The sequence below is a fragment of the Neptuniibacter sp. CAU 1671 genome, from assembly GCF_029222905.1.
In the GTDB taxonomy this organism is placed as follows: domain Bacteria; phylum Pseudomonadota; class Gammaproteobacteria; order Pseudomonadales; family Balneatricaceae; genus Neptuniibacter.
Genome location: NZ_JARHUE010000001.1, coordinates 317,285 through 335,175, shown reverse-complemented (window position 1 = coordinate 335,175; position 17,891 = coordinate 317,285). Strand labels below are relative to the sequence as shown.

The window sequence follows — 17,891 nt, the reverse complement described above, 5'->3', positions numbered from 1 at the left end:
GATATTATCCTTTGATCTTCAGGTGCCATTGGTGGAAGGTAAGGTACATCAGGGGCACCAGCAATAAACTGACAAGCATTGAGAAAGAGAGTCCCCAGACCACTGTAATGGCAAGGGGTTGCAACATCTCAGCGCCATCACCCCAGCCGAGTGACAGTGGCAGCATGCCAACCACGGTCGACAGTGTGGTCATCAGAATAGGCCGCAGACGCAGGCGTGCAGCTTCTATAATGGCCTGATGCAGATCGGGATACTGCTCACGTTCGATTTCGATGTATTCGACCAGCAAAATCGCATTGTTGACCACGATGCCGACCAGCATGATCATGCCCAGCCAGACCGGCATGGAGAGGGGCAACTGCAGCCATTCAATGCCCAAGGCCACACCAATCGCCGCAAAAGGAACGCTGAGGATAATGATCAGCGGATTCAGCAGTGACTCATACTGGATTGCCATCACCACAAACACCAGAAACAGGGCCAGCAAGAGTAATATATCCGCCAGCTGTTGTTGTTCCTCCAGCGCCTTGCGCGAACCGCCATCATAGAGCGCATAGCCCTCTGGTAACGCGGTATTTTCTCTGAGACTGTCCAGCGCCTGTAACGCCTCGCCAAGCGTAAAGTTCTCTTTCAGACTGGCCGTGATCTCAACAATGCGCATCTGGTTATCGCGCTTGATGGTTGCCGGGGTTTCCAGCAGTTCAATTTTCGCAACTGTCCCCAGGTAGACCGGCTGACGCTCATCGGTTGCCGGGAATAGAATGATCGATTCCAGATCCTGGGGGCTGCTCATGGTCGCCTGTGCCAGTCTCAGGCGGATATCATAGGCCCGGTCACCGTCGATATAGTCGCTGACAACCTGCCCCTCCAGCGCGATTTTTGCGGCCTGCGCCAGATCCTGCAGATTCAGTCCCAGCTGTATTGCGCGCTGTCGATCCAGAGTAATGGCTATTTCCAACTGTTCGTCTTCGGCTGAATGTGTGATGTTAGAGAGCGAGGGCAGGGTCCGCATTTTTTCGGCCAGTTGGTCAGCAATTGATTTCAGTGTCTGAGGGTCGTTTCCCTGCAGTCGCAGACTGATGTCATCATCACCTCGGTTAGTGCGAATTCCCCGGATACCCCGCTGTGACATACGTACCTTAAAACCGGCCAGTTGCAGATCATTGATCAGTGTCTGTGTGCGTTGCATCCACTGCTCGCTGCTCACAGAACGTTCACTGAGGGGTTTAAGCTGGACGGTGATGGTGGAGCGGCTGGGTGTTTCCCGTTGCGTGCGGCCAAAAATAGAACCGCCAACCAGGGTGAAAACGGATTCCGTTTCAGGCTGAGCGGCAAACAGGGCTTCTATCTGAGCGGTCTTCTGATCCATCTCTTCTAAAGAGATACCGATATCCGCTGATACGATCACGCGTATCTGACCGTCATCCAGCGTGGGCAGAAAAATCTGTTTTCCGCTAAGAAAAACGGGGGCGCTGATGCCGAGCCCTAGCAGGAACAGAATGATCAATGGCCAGCGAAACGGCAGTGCCCGGGAAATACATCCGGCATAGCGGTCTTGCAGCCAGTCGATGCTGCCATCAACGATCCGGCGCAGGCGGTTTTTGCTGATCTGATGCACGCGCGAAGCATAGGCTGGCACCAGTGTCAGAGCGATGATCATGGAGGCAAAAATAGCGGCTGAAATGGTGAAAATCAGCTCGCGGAACAACAGTCCGGCCAAGCCGCCAATAAACAAAAAGGGCAGAACAGCCGCCAGGTTGGTAGAGGTGGCTGCGACAATCGCACCGTTGACCTCAGTGGCTGCCTGTACTGCACCCGCTTCTGCGGCTTCATGTTTGCGCTGGTGGCGATAGATGTTCTCGAGCATCACGATGGTGTTGTCGACCAGCATGCCAATACCCAGCGCCAAACCACCCAGCGTCATCACATTAAGTGTCAGCCCACCCAGACCCATCAGCACGCAGGTAAACATGATGGCTATGGGAATGGCGCTGCCGATGATCAGAGTGCGGCGCAGGTTGCCGAGGAAAATATACACCACGGCCATGGCAAGAAAGGCTCCGCTGATTGCCGCCAGAGAGGCATTTTTAAGCGACTGCAATACATAGATTGACTGGTCGGCGACCACGGTTGCATTAATATCCTCGGGTAACAGATTCTGCTCGTGCAGCCAGTCCAGTCGATCTTTAACCGCTGCAACCACGGCTGTGGTATTGGCGGTGGGTTGTTTCTGAATTGACAGTTTTATGCCGGCCACGCCGTCAGCGCGCACCTTGATGCGCTCATCTTCGCTACTGTCGATCACTTCCGCGACATCGGCCAGAAGGACGGTGTTACCCAGATGGCTGGCAACCGGCAGTTGGCGGATAGCATCAATCGACGTGAGGCGTCCGCTGATTCGCCCGGTAATTTCATGGGCGGGCATCTGCAGGCGGCCAATCGGTTCATCACTGTTGGATGTTTGCAGTGCTTCTATGACATCGTTGTAGGTAATGCCCACCCCTGCCAGACGATTCTGGTCGGGGATGATCTGGATTTCACGCAGTTGCCCGCCGCCCACTTCTGCGGCGGCAACGCCTGGCAGGTTTAAAAACCACTTGCTGAAAATATCATCAACCCAGGTTCTTAGCTCTGTGCTGCTGCGCAGGGGTGAACTAATGACAAACTCCATCACCGGAATTTGGGAGGGGTCCAGTTTATAGATCACGGGGGGATCAATGGTGTCGGGTAAAAAGCGTTTTGCCCGGTCAAGTCGGGTGCTCGCATCCCGCAAGGCGATATCAATATCTTTACCGTAGTTGAATGCCAGATCGACGGTGGACAGGCCGCGGTTGGTACTGGACTGCACGCTGATAGCATCTTCGGTAATGGCCAGCTGTTCTTCCAGTTGTCGGGTAACCTGATCTTCCATAACGGAGGCCGGTACGCCGCTATCAATGATTCGCACCCGAATTTCCGGGTAGATGATGTGCGGCAACAGATCGATGGCAAGCCGGCTTAAGGTAAACAGACCCAATACCAGTACGGCAAGGGCGATCATGCTGACCCCGACGGGGTGCCGGATTGACCAGGCCGCCAGGCCGCCGCTGCGAAACTTCATTCGGCTGCACCGGCGGGTTGCAGCAGGCTGACTTCCAGACCGTTCCGAAGTCCGGTGAAGCCACGAATCACGACCTTCTCATCTGCACTTAGACCGGCCAGTACTTCAATATCATCACCAATGCGTAATCCGGTGCGTACGGCTCTGGATTCAACTTTGAATTGATCATCCACCAGGTAGACAAACTCACCTTCTGAGGAACGTCTTAGCGCCACAAATGGAATCAGCAGGCGTTCGGATTTTTCGGTTTGCAGGGTAATGCGTGCCAGCTGACCCGGGCGGGCGCCCGGAGGTACCGGGCTAAGCGCAATTTCGACGGTGCCGGTGCGGGTCAGTGGATTCAGGTTGGGGTGAATACGGGTAATGCTGGCCTGCAGGGGTTCTGCCTGCGCCGCAACGGTCAGCGCATCAATGGTCATGGTGACAGGATCGCCAAGATGCAGTTTGTTCAGCAGCAGTTCTGATACCTGCACTTCGGTGATCAGGCGACTCTGGTCGGAGACCGTCAGCAGGTGGGTGTAACGTTCAGCAATGTTGCCAGGCTCTGTAAGGCGCGCACTGATGATGCCATCAATGGGCGAGTCTATCTGGGTGTATTCAAGGCGGGTATTGATGATCTGTTCATCTGCACGCAATACGGCCAGATCGGTTTCCGCACGAGTCAGGTCCGTTTCCGCTGCCAGTTTGCGTTTTGCCAGATCACGAATTCGCATCAGATCCTTTTCAGCTTTTTTACGTTCAGCGCTAATGCGGTTACGTTCGGCCAACAACAGACGATCATCCAGCCTGGCCAACAGATCACCGGCCTGTACTGTGTCCCCTTCATAATAGGGTAATGCAGTAATGCGACCCTCTTCCTGATTGAAGATCTGAATCTCTCTGAACGCTCTTAGTGAACCTGTCCGCTCACGCAAGACAGCGACATTGGCAAGTCGGGTGGGTACTGCCTCGACGAGATGAACAGCTGCGGTTTTTTTGTTGGCAGGCTGATCGTCGGAACATCCGCTGAGGAAGGTCAGGCCTGTTAGAACAGCGATAAACAGTAAACGCATGGTTGAGAACTCTTGAGGCATCCGTGCCCCCGAATGAGGGCGCTTCTCGATTTTAGGTAGCGCTGTGATCCAAGTCCAGCTCGGCAGGCCAAGTCGAACGCGAGTTGGTAGAACCCGGATGAATGGCAACACTCTTCTTACGACAGAACCGTCACGGCTGGGTTCAGTGTGAGCTTACTTGCTGCTTGATTGTGCTGTTAAGGAGATGATTGTGTGTATCAGGCATAAAACTTTTTCTACGCTTTTGTCATTGAAAATAAACTGAAAAAATAAAATGTTATTTGTTATATTTCAGGTGGGCTGTGATCTGAGAAACAGAAAAAATACGGTATCACTTCCGTCGCAAAACGCCTGCTGATTTAAGGCGAACAGGCTTAGACACCTGATCTTGAAAGTTATGGTTAGCGTTTTGTTGGAAACCGGTTGGGTTGGTTGTGATCAACTATAGTTTCAGTATCACGCTGGTGGGATACACCGGATCACCAATTGGTTAAGGAATGATCTATGGAACAGCCATCTGAGCAGCTTCACTCTGCTGAGTATCAGCAGTTAGGACAGGCGTTAGTCCAGGCCGGTTGCCTGTCAGGAACAGATCTGCAACGTGTCCTGCAGATGGAAGAGGTCAAACAGAAACGCAGTTCTCTATCCAATCTGCTGGTGCGGCTGGGTCTGGTTTCCGAGACGAATATAGCCACACATCTGGCCGAGCTGCTTGATCTGCCTAAAGTTGAGCCAAAGGATTTCCCTCCTGTCGCGCTATTACCCGATACGCTCTCTTATCGGTTTCTGAAAGATACCCACGTATTGCCGTTGAATCTGGATGATCAGACGCTGGTGCTGGCGATGGCTGATCCTCAGGACCAGTTTGCGGTGGAAGCGGTGGAGCTTGCCAGTGGTTACCGGGTACAAAAGCGTGTGGCGCTGGCCACTGAACTGGATAATGCCATTGAAAAGCTCTACGGACAGGGTACCAGCCAGATGGGCAATATCCTGGCAGGTGTATCGGCAACTGAAGCCAGTGATGATGAAGAGGACATTGAACACCTCAAAGATATGGCCAGTGAGGCACCGGTTATCCGACTGGTGAATCTGATTATGCAGCGTGCGGTTGAATCGCGAGCGTCGGATATTCATATTGAGCCTTTTGAGGATTGTCTGAAAGTCCGTTACCGCATTGACGGTGTACTGCAAGAAGGGGAAGCCCCTCCGGTTAAGATGTCGCCTGCAGTTATTTCGCGTATCAAAATCATGTCTCGTCTGAATATTGCTGAGCGGCGTTTGCCTCAGGACGGACGAATAGAAATGCGGCTGCAGGGTAAAGACCTCGATATTCGTGTATCCACTGTACCCACTATGCATGGTGAGAGTGTGGTGATGCGTCTGCTGGATCGTGAGACAGTCAGTCTCGATTTCCGCGCGTTAGGACTGGACGAGGCGCTGCTGAAAAAGCTGTATGAAGTCCTCAGCATTCCCCATGGAATGTTGGTGGTCACCGGCCCCACCGGTAGCGGTAAAACCACCACGCTCTATACCGCCCTCAGCAAACTCAATACAGAACAGAGCAAGCTGATCACCGTGGAAGATCCAGTGGAGTATCAGCTGCCGGGTATCAACCAGATTCAGGTTAAACCTTCGATTGGGCTTAACTTCGCCGGTGCCTTGCGGGCCATTGTGCGTCAGGACCCGGATGTGATCATGGTGGGTGAGATGCGTGACCTGGAAACCGCCCGTATCTGTGTGCAATCTGCTTTGACGGGGCATATTGTCCTGTCGACGCTACATACCAATGATGCCGCAAGCAGTGTGACGCGTTTGCTTGAGATGGGTGTTGAAGATTATCTGCTGACCTCCACCCTGAATGCCGCCATTGGTCAACGTCTGGTCAGACGCCTGTGCATGCATTGCCGTGAGCCCTACACACCGTTACCGGAAATTGTTGAAGAACTAGGGCTGAAAAAATTCTCTGGCGGTGAGCCGATCACCCTCTATAGCCCTAAAGGCTGTGAGCACTGCGGTGGCAGTGGTTATCGCGGCAGGGTGGCCATTATTGAACTGCTGATCATGAACGATACCCTGCGTAAACTGGTCATGAGCCGGTCCGATTCGGGCACCATACATGCCGCCGCCCGCGAAGCAGGGATGCGGACCATGTATGAGGATGGCTGCCTGAAGGCGCTTCAGGGTCTGACCAGTATCGAAGACGTCATTCGCGTCACGCAGGAGAGCTGAGATGCCTGTCTTTCATTACCAGGCAGTGGCCGCTTCAGGCGAAACCCGAACCGGGCAGCTTGAGGGCCCTGATCAGCAGGCGGTGGTAAAGCAACTGCAGGCTCAGGGCTTAATTCCACTCTCCGTTGAATCCGGCATTCGCGGTTTCAGTCTGCAGCAATTGCTGCAGATGAAAGTTGGCGGCGGACAAGGCTTGAGTGAAGCCCGTCTACTCGGATTTACCCGACAACTGGCTGCTTTGATGCAGGCGGGCATCGCACTGGACAGGGCGCTGCAGATCATGCATCGCGTTACCGATGATCCGGAATTGCGCGAGGTTATCAGTCCCATTCAGGAAGGTGTGCGGCGAGGGCAGTCATTGTCCGCTGTGCTGGATGAACAGAATGTAGGCTTTAGCGGTTTTTATATCAGCATGGTCCAGGCAGCTGAGGTTTCTGGGGATCTTGGGCAGGGTCTGACCACACTGGCCAACTATCTTGAGAGAAGCAAAGGCTTACGTGATCAGGTGACCTCAGCGCTGATCTATCCGGTCATCCTGCTGCTGGTTTCAGCATTCTCCCTGATCATTATTCTCACCTATGTCGTGCCTCAGTTTGAGCAGCTGTTCTCGGATATGGGCCGCGCGCTCCCGTTATCAACACAAGTGGTCATAGGGGTGGCACAATTTTTACGTGACTACCTGCCGTTGATACTGGTCTTAATTTTGGTGGCGTTTTTTTACTGGCGTTATCTGCTGACGCAACCCGCTTTCAGTTTGCGCTGGGATAAACGAAAGCTTTCCCTGCCCCTGCTGGGTGGTCTGATCCAGCGTATTGAAACGGCGCGTTTCAGTCGCAGTTTAGGCACACTGGTCCGTGGCGGGGTCCCCCTGCTCAGAGCACTGGGTATCGCTCAGGAAACCCTGTCTAACCGCTGGCTGGGTGAAGCGGTGGGTGGCGCTGCCAGCAGTCTTAAGGAAGGGCGCCACCTTGCGGCGCCGCTTTTAGCGACCGGAGCCTTTCCTGCCCTGGCAATGCAGATGATCCAGGTGGGTGAGGAAACCGGCCAACTGGAAGAGATGTTGCTCAAGGTTGCGGATGTATATGACCAGGAAGTGGCCACCGCGATTCAGCGGATGCTGGCGATCTTAACACCGGCGTTAATTGTCACTCTGGGTGTCATTATTGCAGGCATCATCATGTCCATTCTTGTGGCCATTATGAGCATTAACCAGATTCCCCTCTGATACGGAGTTGTTATGAAACAGGAGCAAAAAACGGGCTTGGGTGCTGATCGTCAGCTGAATCAGAAGGGTTTCACCCTGCTCGAAATATTAGTGGTTCTCGTTATTCTGGGCTTGTTGGCCAGTCTGGTTGGACCACAGGTCTTCAAACAATTATCGAGCTCCAAGTCGAAAACCGCTGAACTACAGATCGGTGAATTGTCATCGGCGCTGGACCTTTACCGATTGGAAGTGGGCAGCTATCCGAGTTCTGAGCAGGGTTTGAGTGCACTCATTGAAAAACCGCCTGCCGTGGACAATTGGAACGGGCCTTATCTGAAGAAAAAAGTCATTCGAGATGACCCGTGGGGCAATGCTTATCTTTACCGCTTTCCCGGTGAACATGGTGAGTTTGATCTGTATTCATTAGGCGCAGATAAACAGCCCGGTGGAGAAGGTGAAAATCGCGATGTGGTCAGCTGGCAATAAGGTCGCAACGTGAACGCTGTGTGCCATCACCCCAAGCGCTGCCAGCGTGGTTTTACCCTGATAGAACTGCTGGTTGTGCTGGTGATTGCCAGTCTGGGACTGACGCTGATGGTGCCACAGTTTGCGGGATTAGTGCCCGGCGCTGAGTTTAAAGCTGAAACACGCAAAATGGCGGCGATGATGCGCCATGCTCGCAGTGTTGCGATCGTCAGGGGTGAGGCTGTCAGCTTTGAAAAACAGGAAGAGGACGGTTTGCTTTGGCTCTCGTCTGAAAATACCCCTTATCAGTTACCCGATAACATCAATGTAACGGTTTCCGTGGATCATCAGGTTGGAAATGAAAAGAAAATTTTGTTTTTCCCTGATGGCAGTTCTACCGGTGGGGCGTTACAGCTTTCGGATGGATCACGAATGGGTGAAATCCGGATTGACTGGCTGACAGGACGGGTGAGCAGCAATGACTAATCCTGTTGAATCGGCCCGACACAATACCCGGAAAAACCGGCGAATGAATGGGTTTACCCTGTTGGAAGTGCTGGTTGCTTTTATGATTCTGGCGGTATCGCTGGGAGTCATTATGCATATTTTTTCACTTTCTCTCAGAACAGCCCACAGTGCCACCCAGCAACAGATGGCGGTGCAACTGGCGCAGTCAAAACTCTCTGAACTGCTGGCTGAAAGCCGGATTCGACCCGGTGTTGAGCAAGGGTCATTTAATGATGAGTGGCGTTGGCGGGCAGAGATTGATGCCTGGGATTTTCCCGATCAGGACCGGATCACCGATTATCGTTTTGAACCCTACAAAATCAGCGTCACTGTTGAAGGCCTGCAGGGAACAGCAAGTCCGGTTACTTTGACAACCCTCTTTCTGATTGAAGAGTCGGGGTTATGACCGGACGACGCTATCTAAGGGGATTTACCCTGGTTGAGATGCTGGTGGCTCTGCTGCTGCTTAGTCTTCTGACTGTAGTTATTGGCGGGGGTTTAAATCTGGGTATTCGCAGCTGGGAGGGGATGGATCGTCATCAGCAGACGGAAAGCGATGCGTTTCTGGTTCAGCAGGCACTGAGACGCTTGCTGGGCGCTGCCAACCGGTCTGTTGTAAACAGTGATGATAAGGGGCGGCAACTGGCCTTTCATGGTTCCGCTGAGGAGTTGATCTGGGTTGCGCCTTTGCAACAGAACGGCGGCGGTGATGACCTCTACTGGATTTGGCTGGGTCGACTTGATTCCCGGCAACCAGATGAACCTGAAGGGCTGTATTTGGCATATGAGCCTTACAGTGGTGTCTCGGAAGAGGATCTCAACCAAACACAGGGGCTGTCGAGTACGCAACTTAACTGGGATCTTAAACGTAATGAGTTGATTCTGAATGCCCGTAAATCGTTACTTATGGCGGGTCAGTTTGATGAGTTCAGCATTTCATATTTAAAGACGGAGCCGGATCGGCCTTCAGCCTGGGAACCGGAATGGGTTTATCAGGACAGCCTGCCCAGTCTGATCAGCGTTCAGTTTAAGGAAGGGGAGGTTGCGCCATGGCCGACTCTGAAGGTGCGCCCAAAGGCAGATGCATATGTGGCTAAACGTGCTAACTAACAAGGCCCGGCAGCGAGGGATAGCACTGGTCATGGTGTTGTGGTTTCTGGTCTTGCTGTCAGTGATCGCATTATACCTTTCAGATGTGAGTCGCAGCGAAGCCAGGCTGACGGAGAATCTGCGTGCAGCGACGCAGGCCAGTTATGGTGCTGAGTCGGGTGTGCAATGGGCTATCTGGAATCTGACGTTGCCGCAGGGGCAGGGCTGGCTTGCAGATGGTGGCTGGCAAAAGATGCAACTGGATGAAGCGCTCAGCGTTATGGTTTCAGTCGAGGATGAAAATGGGAAATTTGACCTCAACACACTGCAAGCTGAGCAGTTTCAAAGGCTGTTTCTGGCGGCAACAATCGATGAAGAAAAAGCCAATATACTGATCGACCGTATTCTGGACTGGCGTGATAAAGATGATTTGAAACGGCTTAACGGAGCCGAAGATGCGGACTATCGGGCAGCAGGCCTTGATTATGAAGCGCGGGATGATCGCTTCAAACGTGTGGATGAATTGAAACAGGTATTGGGCATGGATATTGAGACCTATGAAAAGATTGCTCCGGCCTTGAGTGTCTATGCCCGAAGTCAGGGGATCAATCCTCTGGTAGCACCCAAATTAGTTCTGATGTCACTGCCCGCTGCCAATGAACCTTTGATTGATCAATACATTGAACAACGTCGGCGATTTCGTCTTGATGGCTTGCCCGAGCCGACACCTCCGGTTTCCGATGCACGCTTTATTTCTTCTTCTACTTCAGGCGTCTACTACACTGTGAGAACAGAGGGTAGACTCTACCCCCATGCCAGGGTAGGGCAAAAGGTGTTGCTACAGCGAAGTGGTCGGGGAAGCGAAGCCTACTTCAGGGTGATGGAGATTGTCGATGAACGATCCAGCATCAAGGACAACTGCGATGAAGTACCCTGTTCAGAGGAAGATTAAAGCACATGGATAACGCGCAGAGTCAGGTTAAAACCAATCTAAGAACGGTCCTGCAGGGCTACCGGGAGCTGTTGGCTCAGCTCTGGCAATGGTGGGTTGCAGAACTGATGGGTATGTTGCCTCCGGCTTTGAGTTCCAAAATACAGGGTCGGGGTCGCTATCTGCTGGCTGAGTTGCATGACATAAAATGCAGCTTCCGCTTTGGCCAGCGTGGTGACTTTGATGCTTTAGGTGATTTCGAGCTCGATACTCTGGAGACGGCACAGTGGCGTCGCCGCTTTGCTGAGGAAGCCGCTAAAGCGGATGAAACGATCCTGTTCCTGCCCCCCGGGCTGTTACTGGTGCGGGAGATCACACTGCCCCTGGCGACTGCTCCTAACCTGAATAACGTGCTGCAGTTTGAAATGGACCGCTATACGCCTTTCAAGGCCGAGCAGGTCTATTACGGATTCAGAATTCTGCAGCGTGATCTCAAAGCTCAAACACTGCTGGTACGGGTTGCATTGATTACGCGTCAGCGTCTCGATCCCATTCTCAATACCTTCGCTAATCTCGGCATGTCGCCTACCGTAGTCGCACCTGCGGCTGAAGCCAGCAACACCCTGTACAGCATGAATCTGCTGCCCAAAGCATTACAAGGATCGCGCTCTAATCGGCAGCAACTGGTTGCCCGCGGCCGGATGCTGTTAATGCTCCTAGCGGTTGCGCTGTTGTTCTGGTTACCGCTGTATTATCAGGCCCAGGCCATTTCATCTCTGGAAGCTGAGATGGAACAGCCGCGTATCCAGGCTGAAAAAGCGCGTGCGATCAATGAACAGATCAATGCACTGACCCAGAGCCAGGGGTTTCTGGAGAGGAAAAGAAGCAGCTCGGTTTCTAATTTGATGTTGCTGAACGAGCTGACTGAAGTGCTGCCTGATCATACCTGGATCAGTAACCTGCAGGTGGACGATACCAGTGTTCGGTTGCAGGGTGAGTCCAGAGAAGCATCTGCTTTGATCAGTGTACTGGAGAGCACACGGTATATGCGTAACGTGCGTTTCTCCTCTCCGGTTACGCTCAATGCCCGGACCACTAAAGAGCGTTTTGCGATTGTGGCCGATCTGAGCAAGGAGCAGCTGTGATGCAATTGACACTCAAACAGCGACGTATTTTGGCTCTGCTGCTTCTGGTGCTGGTCGTGGTTGTCATCTATCAGGTGTTGCTGGGCCCTTTGCTGCACAAATATCTGGAAAATGCTGATCAGATTGACCGGCTTGAACATCAGCTTTCTGTCTATCAGCGTGTCTCCGGCGATCTGGAACAGCAACAGGAAAAGCTCCGCCAACTGCGTGCCAGCAACCCTTCTGCCGGCATGTATCTGACAGAGTCTCGCCCAACACTGGCTGCGGCTGAATTACAACAAATATTAAATCGGCTTGTTGGCAGCTCCGGCGGGCAACTGGTCAGTACGCAGATTATTGACAGTCCCAAATCCGAGGCTTTGCCTGCAGTTGCTATCAAGGTTCGTCTACGCTGTGAAATAGATGAACTGGTTGCCTTGTTGTACAGCGTTGAGACCCATAAACCCGTGATGTTTGTGGAGAATCTGATGCTGACTTCATCAGCCCAAAATGATAATCAACGGGCCCGTATTACACGGCGCACGGCTCAACTAAGACGCAGCGTTGCTTTGCCCTCCTTGGATCTGCGTTTTGATCTGGTCGCCTACACCGTGAAGGGGGGCAGTTAACATGCAACGCAACCTGATCAGGAAAGTTTTTTACAGCCTATGTTTCTCGTTGCTGGCCAATACTGTTTGGGCCGATGAGCAATTAACATCGCCTCCGCAACAGGATCTTCCGTTGGCAAACGAAATTGATGCAGCCGGATTCCCGGCTATCGATGCCTTTGATGGCATTGTTCAGCGTCCCTTATTTCACGCTTCGCGTCGTCCCAAAGCTGATCAGGAAGCGGAGGCGGGCAACAATGCTGAAATTCTGGAAACCTGGCGCCTGACCGGTGTGGTGTTTAATGACGAAGGGGCACCTGTTGCGCTCTTTGCGCAGCGCCAGGGTGAAGAAAAACTGCGTCTGACGCAGGGCATGCCTTTGGATTCAGGATGGGATGTCAGTGTGATTGCTGCTGATCATGTAGTGGTCAGCAATGTCGATGAAGAAGTTCGGTTTGATCTGTGGGAGCCACGTCCAGCGGCCCCGCCTGAACCGCCAAAAGACCGGCGAAGAATTATTAGGGAAGCGCTTGATGAGAAGCTCGAAGAAAAGGAACAGCAACCCGGCAGCGGTAGTACGGGAGACGAAATAAATGAAAAATAAAATGCTTATTAAAGCCTCCGGGGTGTTGCTAGGCAGTGTTTTTATTGCCTCCTGTACCCTATCGCCAGGTGGCGGCCGATCAACATTGGATAACCCCTGGGGGACGCCCTCTGAAGAGATGCAGGTATCAGCCACGCAAAACGGTGAAGCCAGAGAAACACGCCCGAACAATAATGTGCGTTTCCAGAATCAATCCAGTGGTGGCACAACAGCATCTCCGGCAGAAGCAGAGATTTATGAAGCCTCCGGTGTGATGGTGGATCTGAACTCGCCCACTCTCAAATCGTTGCCTGACAGTCAGGGGGAGATCACCCTGAACTTTCAGGGGGCCGAAATCTCGGAAGTGATCAAAACCGTGTTGGGCGATATTCTACAGGTCAACTATGTCATGGATGACCGGGTGCGGGGTGCTGTTAACCTGCAGACCAGTCGCCCGCTGACCCGTGATGAGCTGATTCCCGCCCTGGAAACGCTGCTGCATATCAACGGCGCAGTGTTGCTGAAAACTGAGAATTTTTATGAAGTACTGCCGTCAGAAAGTGCGTTAAATGGCGGTGTCGCACCGGGGTCTGGATTGAAGGTTGGCAGTGGTTATCAGCTGTTGATCCTGCCGTTGCGTTACATTGCGGCCAGCGAAATGCTGAAAATTCTGGAGCCGATTAAACCCAAACAGGGTGTGATTGAAACGGACAGCCGCCGTAATCTGTTGATGGTGGCGGGCAGTTCATCTGAACTGGTGAATATCCGGGAGACGGTGCGCATTTTCGACGTTGATCAGCTTCAGGGCATGTCTGTTGGTCTGTTTCGTCTGGAATCTGCCGAAGCTGAAGTAATGATTGAAGAGCTGGAAGCGATCTTTGGTGATAAAACCGATGGTCCTTTGTCAGGGCTGGTGCGTTTTGTGCCGATTGAACGACTCAACGCGATCCTTGTGATCACTCCGCAGAAAAAATACCTGCGTGATGCCAGAGTCTGGATCAAACGTCTGGATCGTTCCCAGAATGTGCGTGGCCGGAACATGTACGTCTATTACGTGCAGAACGGCAAAGCTGAAAATCTGGCAAACATGTTGGGTGAGCTGTTTGGCAATCCGCCCTCTGCATCAGACTCGGATAACCGTAATCAGAGTCGAAATCGCACCACAGGTACTGCGGACGTCCGTGACCAGGGTAGGGAGCCAACCACAGATGCTCAGCCAGCCCAATCAGTCCGGGCAAACCTGAACAGTTCCGGTGGGGATGGTTCCAATCTTGATGTGGGCGAAGTCAGTATTATTGCGGATGAAGAAAACAACGCGCTGCTGATTATGGCGTCTGCCAATGATTACGATAAAGTCCATAAAGCGATCCAGAAGCTGGATGTCCTGCCACTTCAGGTATTGGTAGAAGCCACCATTGTTGAAGTGACGCTGCAGGATGAACTGCGTTACGGCTTGCAGTGGTTCTTTAAATCCAGTCTGGATGGTGGCTCCAAAACAGCTATCGGCTCTCTGGGTTCGTTGCCCATCTCCACGCCGAGTGAATTTTTCCCGACCGGCAATTTTGAGATCTTTGATGCAACCGGCACCCGACTGTTACTGAATGCCCTTGCGCAGGACTCGCGTTTGAAAGTGGTGTCTTCTCCCTCACTGATGGTGCTGGACAATCATACTGCCACTATCCGGGTGGGTGATCAGGTGCCGGTCCGTACTTCAGAAACAACGGCAACCAGCAGTGATAATCTGAATACCACCAGTACGATTCAATTCAAGGATACCGGGGTGTTGCTGGAAGTGACGCCGCGTGTAAACGCCGGTGGCATGGTGGTGCTGGATATCAAGCAGGAAGTGAATGATGTGGATCTGACCACGTCGTCTGGTATCGATTCTCCGACCATTATTCAGCGGCAGATCGAAACCAGCGTTGCCGTCCAGAGCGGTGAAACACTGGTGCTGGGTGGTCTGATTAAAGAAAATCGTGACAGAAGCTCTCAGGGACTGCCCGGCTTACGGCATGTGCCGGTGGTGGGTTGGTTGTTTGGCAGTGAAGGCAAAAATGTTAACCGTACAGAGCTGGTGGTCATGATCACCCCAACCGCCGTAACCTCTCAGGAGGAGGCTCGGGATGTCACACGTGAATATCAGCAGAAGCTGCGGGATATTGATCTGACAGGTGTGAAAAATAAACCCTAGTCGATTCTCTATTTCGATCCTCAAAAAGAACCCTTATGGGTTCTTTTTTTGTGGTTCTGCTCAGTTGTATCGCTGCCTTAACAGCTAGATTAATAATCAGGTGTCACTCTGGTGTTGTTGTCAGAATCAGCACTAAAAATAACGTTTAATCAAAGTCTTACTTCTTTTCTTCTACCGGCTTTCTTAACACCTAAGGTCAACTTTCTACCCGCGCATTTTTCTGAGCGTTAGCTCTTGTTAACACTTTGTTTAGCCTGCATGCAGAGCTATCTAAAAAAAGCCATAAAAAACATAGGTTTAATTACATGGTACGCATATTGCGTTGCTCCCCCTGATGCTGTCTGAACATTTCAATGGGCGAATGTTCAGGTAACAGGACGATGAAATGTCAGGGCTCAGCACGGATGTTACGAGGATTGAACGTCACACCCGCTGTGTTGAGTTAATCGAAAAGGGAGTCTCTGTGCTTGGCAATAAATACAGGGATGCAGGAGGTGGATCATGTTAAAGGTAAAACCATGTACGTGGCTCCAAATTGGGTTGTTTAGCGGTTTACTCAGTTTGGGGCTACCCGCCTGGTCAGTTGGGGTCGCTGAAGAGGGCCTGTTTGAACTGGACGGTAACGCGCTTGAAGAAGGGCTGGCAGGAGATGACTGGGAAACGTTATACAACAATCCCGCGTCCGGTGGTCAGTCAGTCTTTGCTTTTGCAACTGAGCCGGATAACTACACAGTGTTTGATGGCGGTAAAAAAGATATTCAGGATATTACCAACTGGAGCTGGAGCAAATTTGGTAATGGCCCGGATAAAAACGATATCACCAATGCCTATGCGGCGGCTTATAACAACTCAGATGATGATTTGATTGTCTATTTTGGCGCTGACCGTATCACCAACGAGGGTGATGCGTTTTTTGGCTGGTGGTTCTTCGTGTCCGAAGTTGGACTTGACCCCTCCCCGGGAGACCCGGGAGACCCAGACCCCAGCGGTGGTGTTTTCACGGGTCAACATACTTCGGTGATATGGACAGATGATAACGCTAACGATCGGTTGGACCCCGGTGAAATCGACTTTGCTGGTGACTTGCTGACAGTGGTTGAGTTTCCACAGGCCAACAATGCCGTACCTTACATTGAAGTAGTGATGTGGGATACAAGTTGCCCAAAATCCACCAGCAATAACCCTCTACAGGGTGAATGTTCGGCTAAAAACCTGCGTTTGCTTTACAAACGTGCAGCGATGGATGCAGGTGGTACCGGTGTTGTGTGCGGTACAGTGCCGGATTTGCCAGTATGCGCTATTACTAACGCAGAAGGCGGTCCTAATGCACCAACTACCCCATCTCCCTGGCCTTATGTGGCAAAAGATGGAACCGTTGATGCTTTCCCTTATGAAACCTTCTTCGAAGGGGGTATCAACCTGAGTCAGTTACTGGGTACCGAAAGCTGTTTTGCCAGCTTTATGGCGGAAACCCGAAGTTCTCACTCCTTCACAGCAACCCTGAAAGATTTTGTGCTGGGCTCATTCCCACTTTGTGGTTTTGAAGTCAGTAAATCCTGTGAAGCTGACCTGAATGTTGCTGACGATCTTGCAACCATCACCTTCTCGGGTGAAGTTGAAAATACCGGCATTGCATCACTGGAAATTGATCTGGTTGATGTCACCCCTGGTGGTAATGCTACCTTCACTGCCTTCTGTATTGATGACGGTGATAATGAGTGTGGCACGGGTACTGATGTCGCGGTGACCAATACTGGTACGGCTACCAATGCGACCATCATTGTTCCCGGTGACACTACCGTACGCTATGAGGGCTCCTACACAGTTGCGAATCCGAATCTGGCAGATCTGAATTTCTCGGATGAAGTTCAGGCTACCGCGTACTCTCTGACCGGTTCGCCGATTGGAGAACCAAAATCCGATACCGCTAACTGTTTCGCACCTAACCCAACCATTGATGTCACCAAAAACTGTGATGCGTCTCTGACCGGTGGTGATACCTTCCAGGGCATCCTGAGCGGGCTTATTAGCAATACCGGTAACGTCACACTGGAAAACATCAGCCTGATTGATATCGCAACCGATGGTAGCGGACTGGTACCTGCCAGCTTTGATGCCTGGTATGACGATGGTGACGGTGTTAAAGAGGTTGGTGAACTCAGCTTCACTCTGGGTGTTGATGATCTGTCTGTAGGTGGCTATGTCGGTTACAGCGGTACTGTGACCAGTAATGCAGTCACCAGCCACTCTGACCAGGTCACAGCCAGTGGTGAATACTATGAAGGTGGTTTACTTGAAGAAACTGCTTCGGATATTGCTACTGCCAGCTGTTCTTTGATTCTGTCTCAGGATGTAACGCTGACTAAAGTCTGTAAAGACGGCGATGATGACGGTGTATCTCTTGAAATCATCGGTGGCGTGGTTGCAGTGAGAATCACGAATGAAATTGTCGTGACCAACCCTGCGTCTGCCGATCCAGACCGTGAAAATCTGAATGTTGTGATTTCTGACAACAAAGCAGATTCGCTGACGATTCTGGATAAACCCGTCGGTTCGAATGTCACCTGCGGTGCTACTACCTGTACCGGTGTCATGAAAGTAGGTGATCAGGTCAAAGTAAAAGCAACCTATGTCCCAAGTAGTATTGATGCAGGCTCACTGGTGGCCCAGGAGACTGCAACATTTACCAATACAGCTAATGTTGCTGCAACCGGTGTTCTGTCTGGTTCGCCAGTATCCGACAATGACACTGCTTCCTGTACGCTCTGTAACTGATCCACCATCATTACAGTGCTAAAAAAACGGGGC

The 17,891-nt window shown here is 51.9% G+C and carries 14 protein-coding genes; 12 read left to right on the top strand and 2 right to left on the bottom strand.

Annotated features, from left to right (window positions below; all coding sequences use genetic code 11):
* Positions 1–4: 4 nt before the first annotated feature.
* Positions 5–3,100 carry an efflux RND transporter permease subunit gene (locus P2G53_RS01580; protein ID WP_275812749.1) on the bottom strand — a complete coding sequence of 1,032 codons (3,096 nt, stop codon included), beginning with the start codon at positions 3,098–3,100 and terminating at the stop codon, positions 5–7.
* Positions 3,097–4,152: an efflux RND transporter periplasmic adaptor subunit gene (locus P2G53_RS01575; RefSeq protein WP_275812746.1), complete on the bottom strand. Its 1,056-nt coding sequence runs from the start codon at positions 4,150–4,152 to the stop codon at positions 3,097–3,099. The genes P2G53_RS01580 and P2G53_RS01575 overlap by 4 nt, the downstream gene beginning before the upstream one ends.
* 504 nt (positions 4,153–4,656) lie before the next feature.
* Here P2G53_RS01575 and gspE point away from each other — a divergent pair.
* From gspE to P2G53_RS01515, 12 genes are all read left to right on the top strand, one after another.
* On the top strand, positions 4,657–6,381 hold the full coding sequence (gspE, locus tag P2G53_RS01570; protein WP_275812743.1) for a type II secretion system ATPase GspE: 1,725 nt from the start codon (positions 4,657–4,659) through the stop codon (positions 6,379–6,381).
* A gap of 1 nt (position 6,382) precedes the next feature.
* A complete protein-coding gene (locus P2G53_RS01565) occupies positions 6,383–7,606 on the top strand; it encodes a type II secretion system F family protein (RefSeq protein WP_275812741.1) in 1,224 nt (407 codons plus the stop codon).
* Between the two features lie 12 nt (positions 7,607–7,618).
* The gene (gene gspG, locus P2G53_RS01560) at positions 7,619–8,071 is read left to right on the top strand and encodes a type II secretion system major pseudopilin GspG (RefSeq protein ID WP_275812738.1); all 453 of its coding nucleotides are present in this window, start codon (positions 7,619–7,621) and stop codon (positions 8,069–8,071) included.
* A 9-nt stretch (positions 8,072–8,080) separates the two neighbouring features.
* The gene (locus P2G53_RS01555) at positions 8,081–8,536 is read left to right on the top strand and encodes a GspH/FimT family pseudopilin (RefSeq protein ID WP_275812735.1); all 456 of its coding nucleotides are present in this window, start codon (positions 8,081–8,083) and stop codon (positions 8,534–8,536) included.
* On the top strand, positions 8,529–8,963 hold the full coding sequence (locus tag P2G53_RS01550; protein ID WP_275812732.1) for a type II secretion system protein: 435 nt from the start codon (positions 8,529–8,531) through the stop codon (positions 8,961–8,963). Before P2G53_RS01555 ends, P2G53_RS01550 begins: the two co-directional genes overlap by 8 nt.
* The gene (locus P2G53_RS01545) at positions 8,960–9,667 is read left to right on the top strand and encodes a prepilin-type N-terminal cleavage/methylation domain-containing protein (protein WP_275812729.1); all 708 of its coding nucleotides are present in this window, start codon (positions 8,960–8,962) and stop codon (positions 9,665–9,667) included. Before P2G53_RS01550 ends, P2G53_RS01545 begins: the two co-directional genes overlap by 4 nt.
* On the top strand, positions 9,657–10,598 hold the full coding sequence (locus tag P2G53_RS01540) for a PilX N-terminal domain-containing pilus assembly protein (RefSeq protein WP_275812726.1): 942 nt from the start codon (positions 9,657–9,659) through the stop codon (positions 10,596–10,598). Before P2G53_RS01545 ends, P2G53_RS01540 begins: the two co-directional genes overlap by 11 nt.
* Positions 10,599–10,603: 5 nt before the next feature.
* On the top strand, positions 10,604–11,722 hold the full coding sequence (locus P2G53_RS01535) for a PilN domain-containing protein (RefSeq protein WP_275812723.1): 1,119 nt from the start codon (positions 10,604–10,606) through the stop codon (positions 11,720–11,722).
* Positions 11,722–12,330, top strand: coding sequence for a type II secretion system protein GspM (gene gspM, locus P2G53_RS01530; RefSeq protein ID WP_275812720.1), 609 nt, complete (start codon positions 11,722–11,724; stop codon positions 12,328–12,330). The genes P2G53_RS01535 and gspM overlap by 1 nt, the downstream gene beginning before the upstream one ends.
* A 112-nt stretch (positions 12,331–12,442) precedes the next feature.
* Entirely contained in the window at positions 12,443–12,913 is a 471-nt protein-coding gene (locus P2G53_RS01525; protein ID WP_275812717.1) for a hypothetical protein, read from the top strand.
* A complete protein-coding gene (gene gspD / locus P2G53_RS01520; RefSeq protein ID WP_275812714.1) occupies positions 12,903–15,083 on the top strand; it encodes a type II secretion system secretin GspD in 2,181 nt (726 codons plus the stop codon). The genes P2G53_RS01525 and gspD overlap by 11 nt, the downstream gene beginning before the upstream one ends.
* 501 nt (positions 15,084–15,584) lie before the next feature.
* Entirely contained in the window at positions 15,585–17,858 is a 2,274-nt protein-coding gene (locus P2G53_RS01515; RefSeq protein ID WP_275812711.1) for a hypothetical protein, read from the top strand.
* Positions 17,859–17,891: the final 33 nt, after the last annotated feature.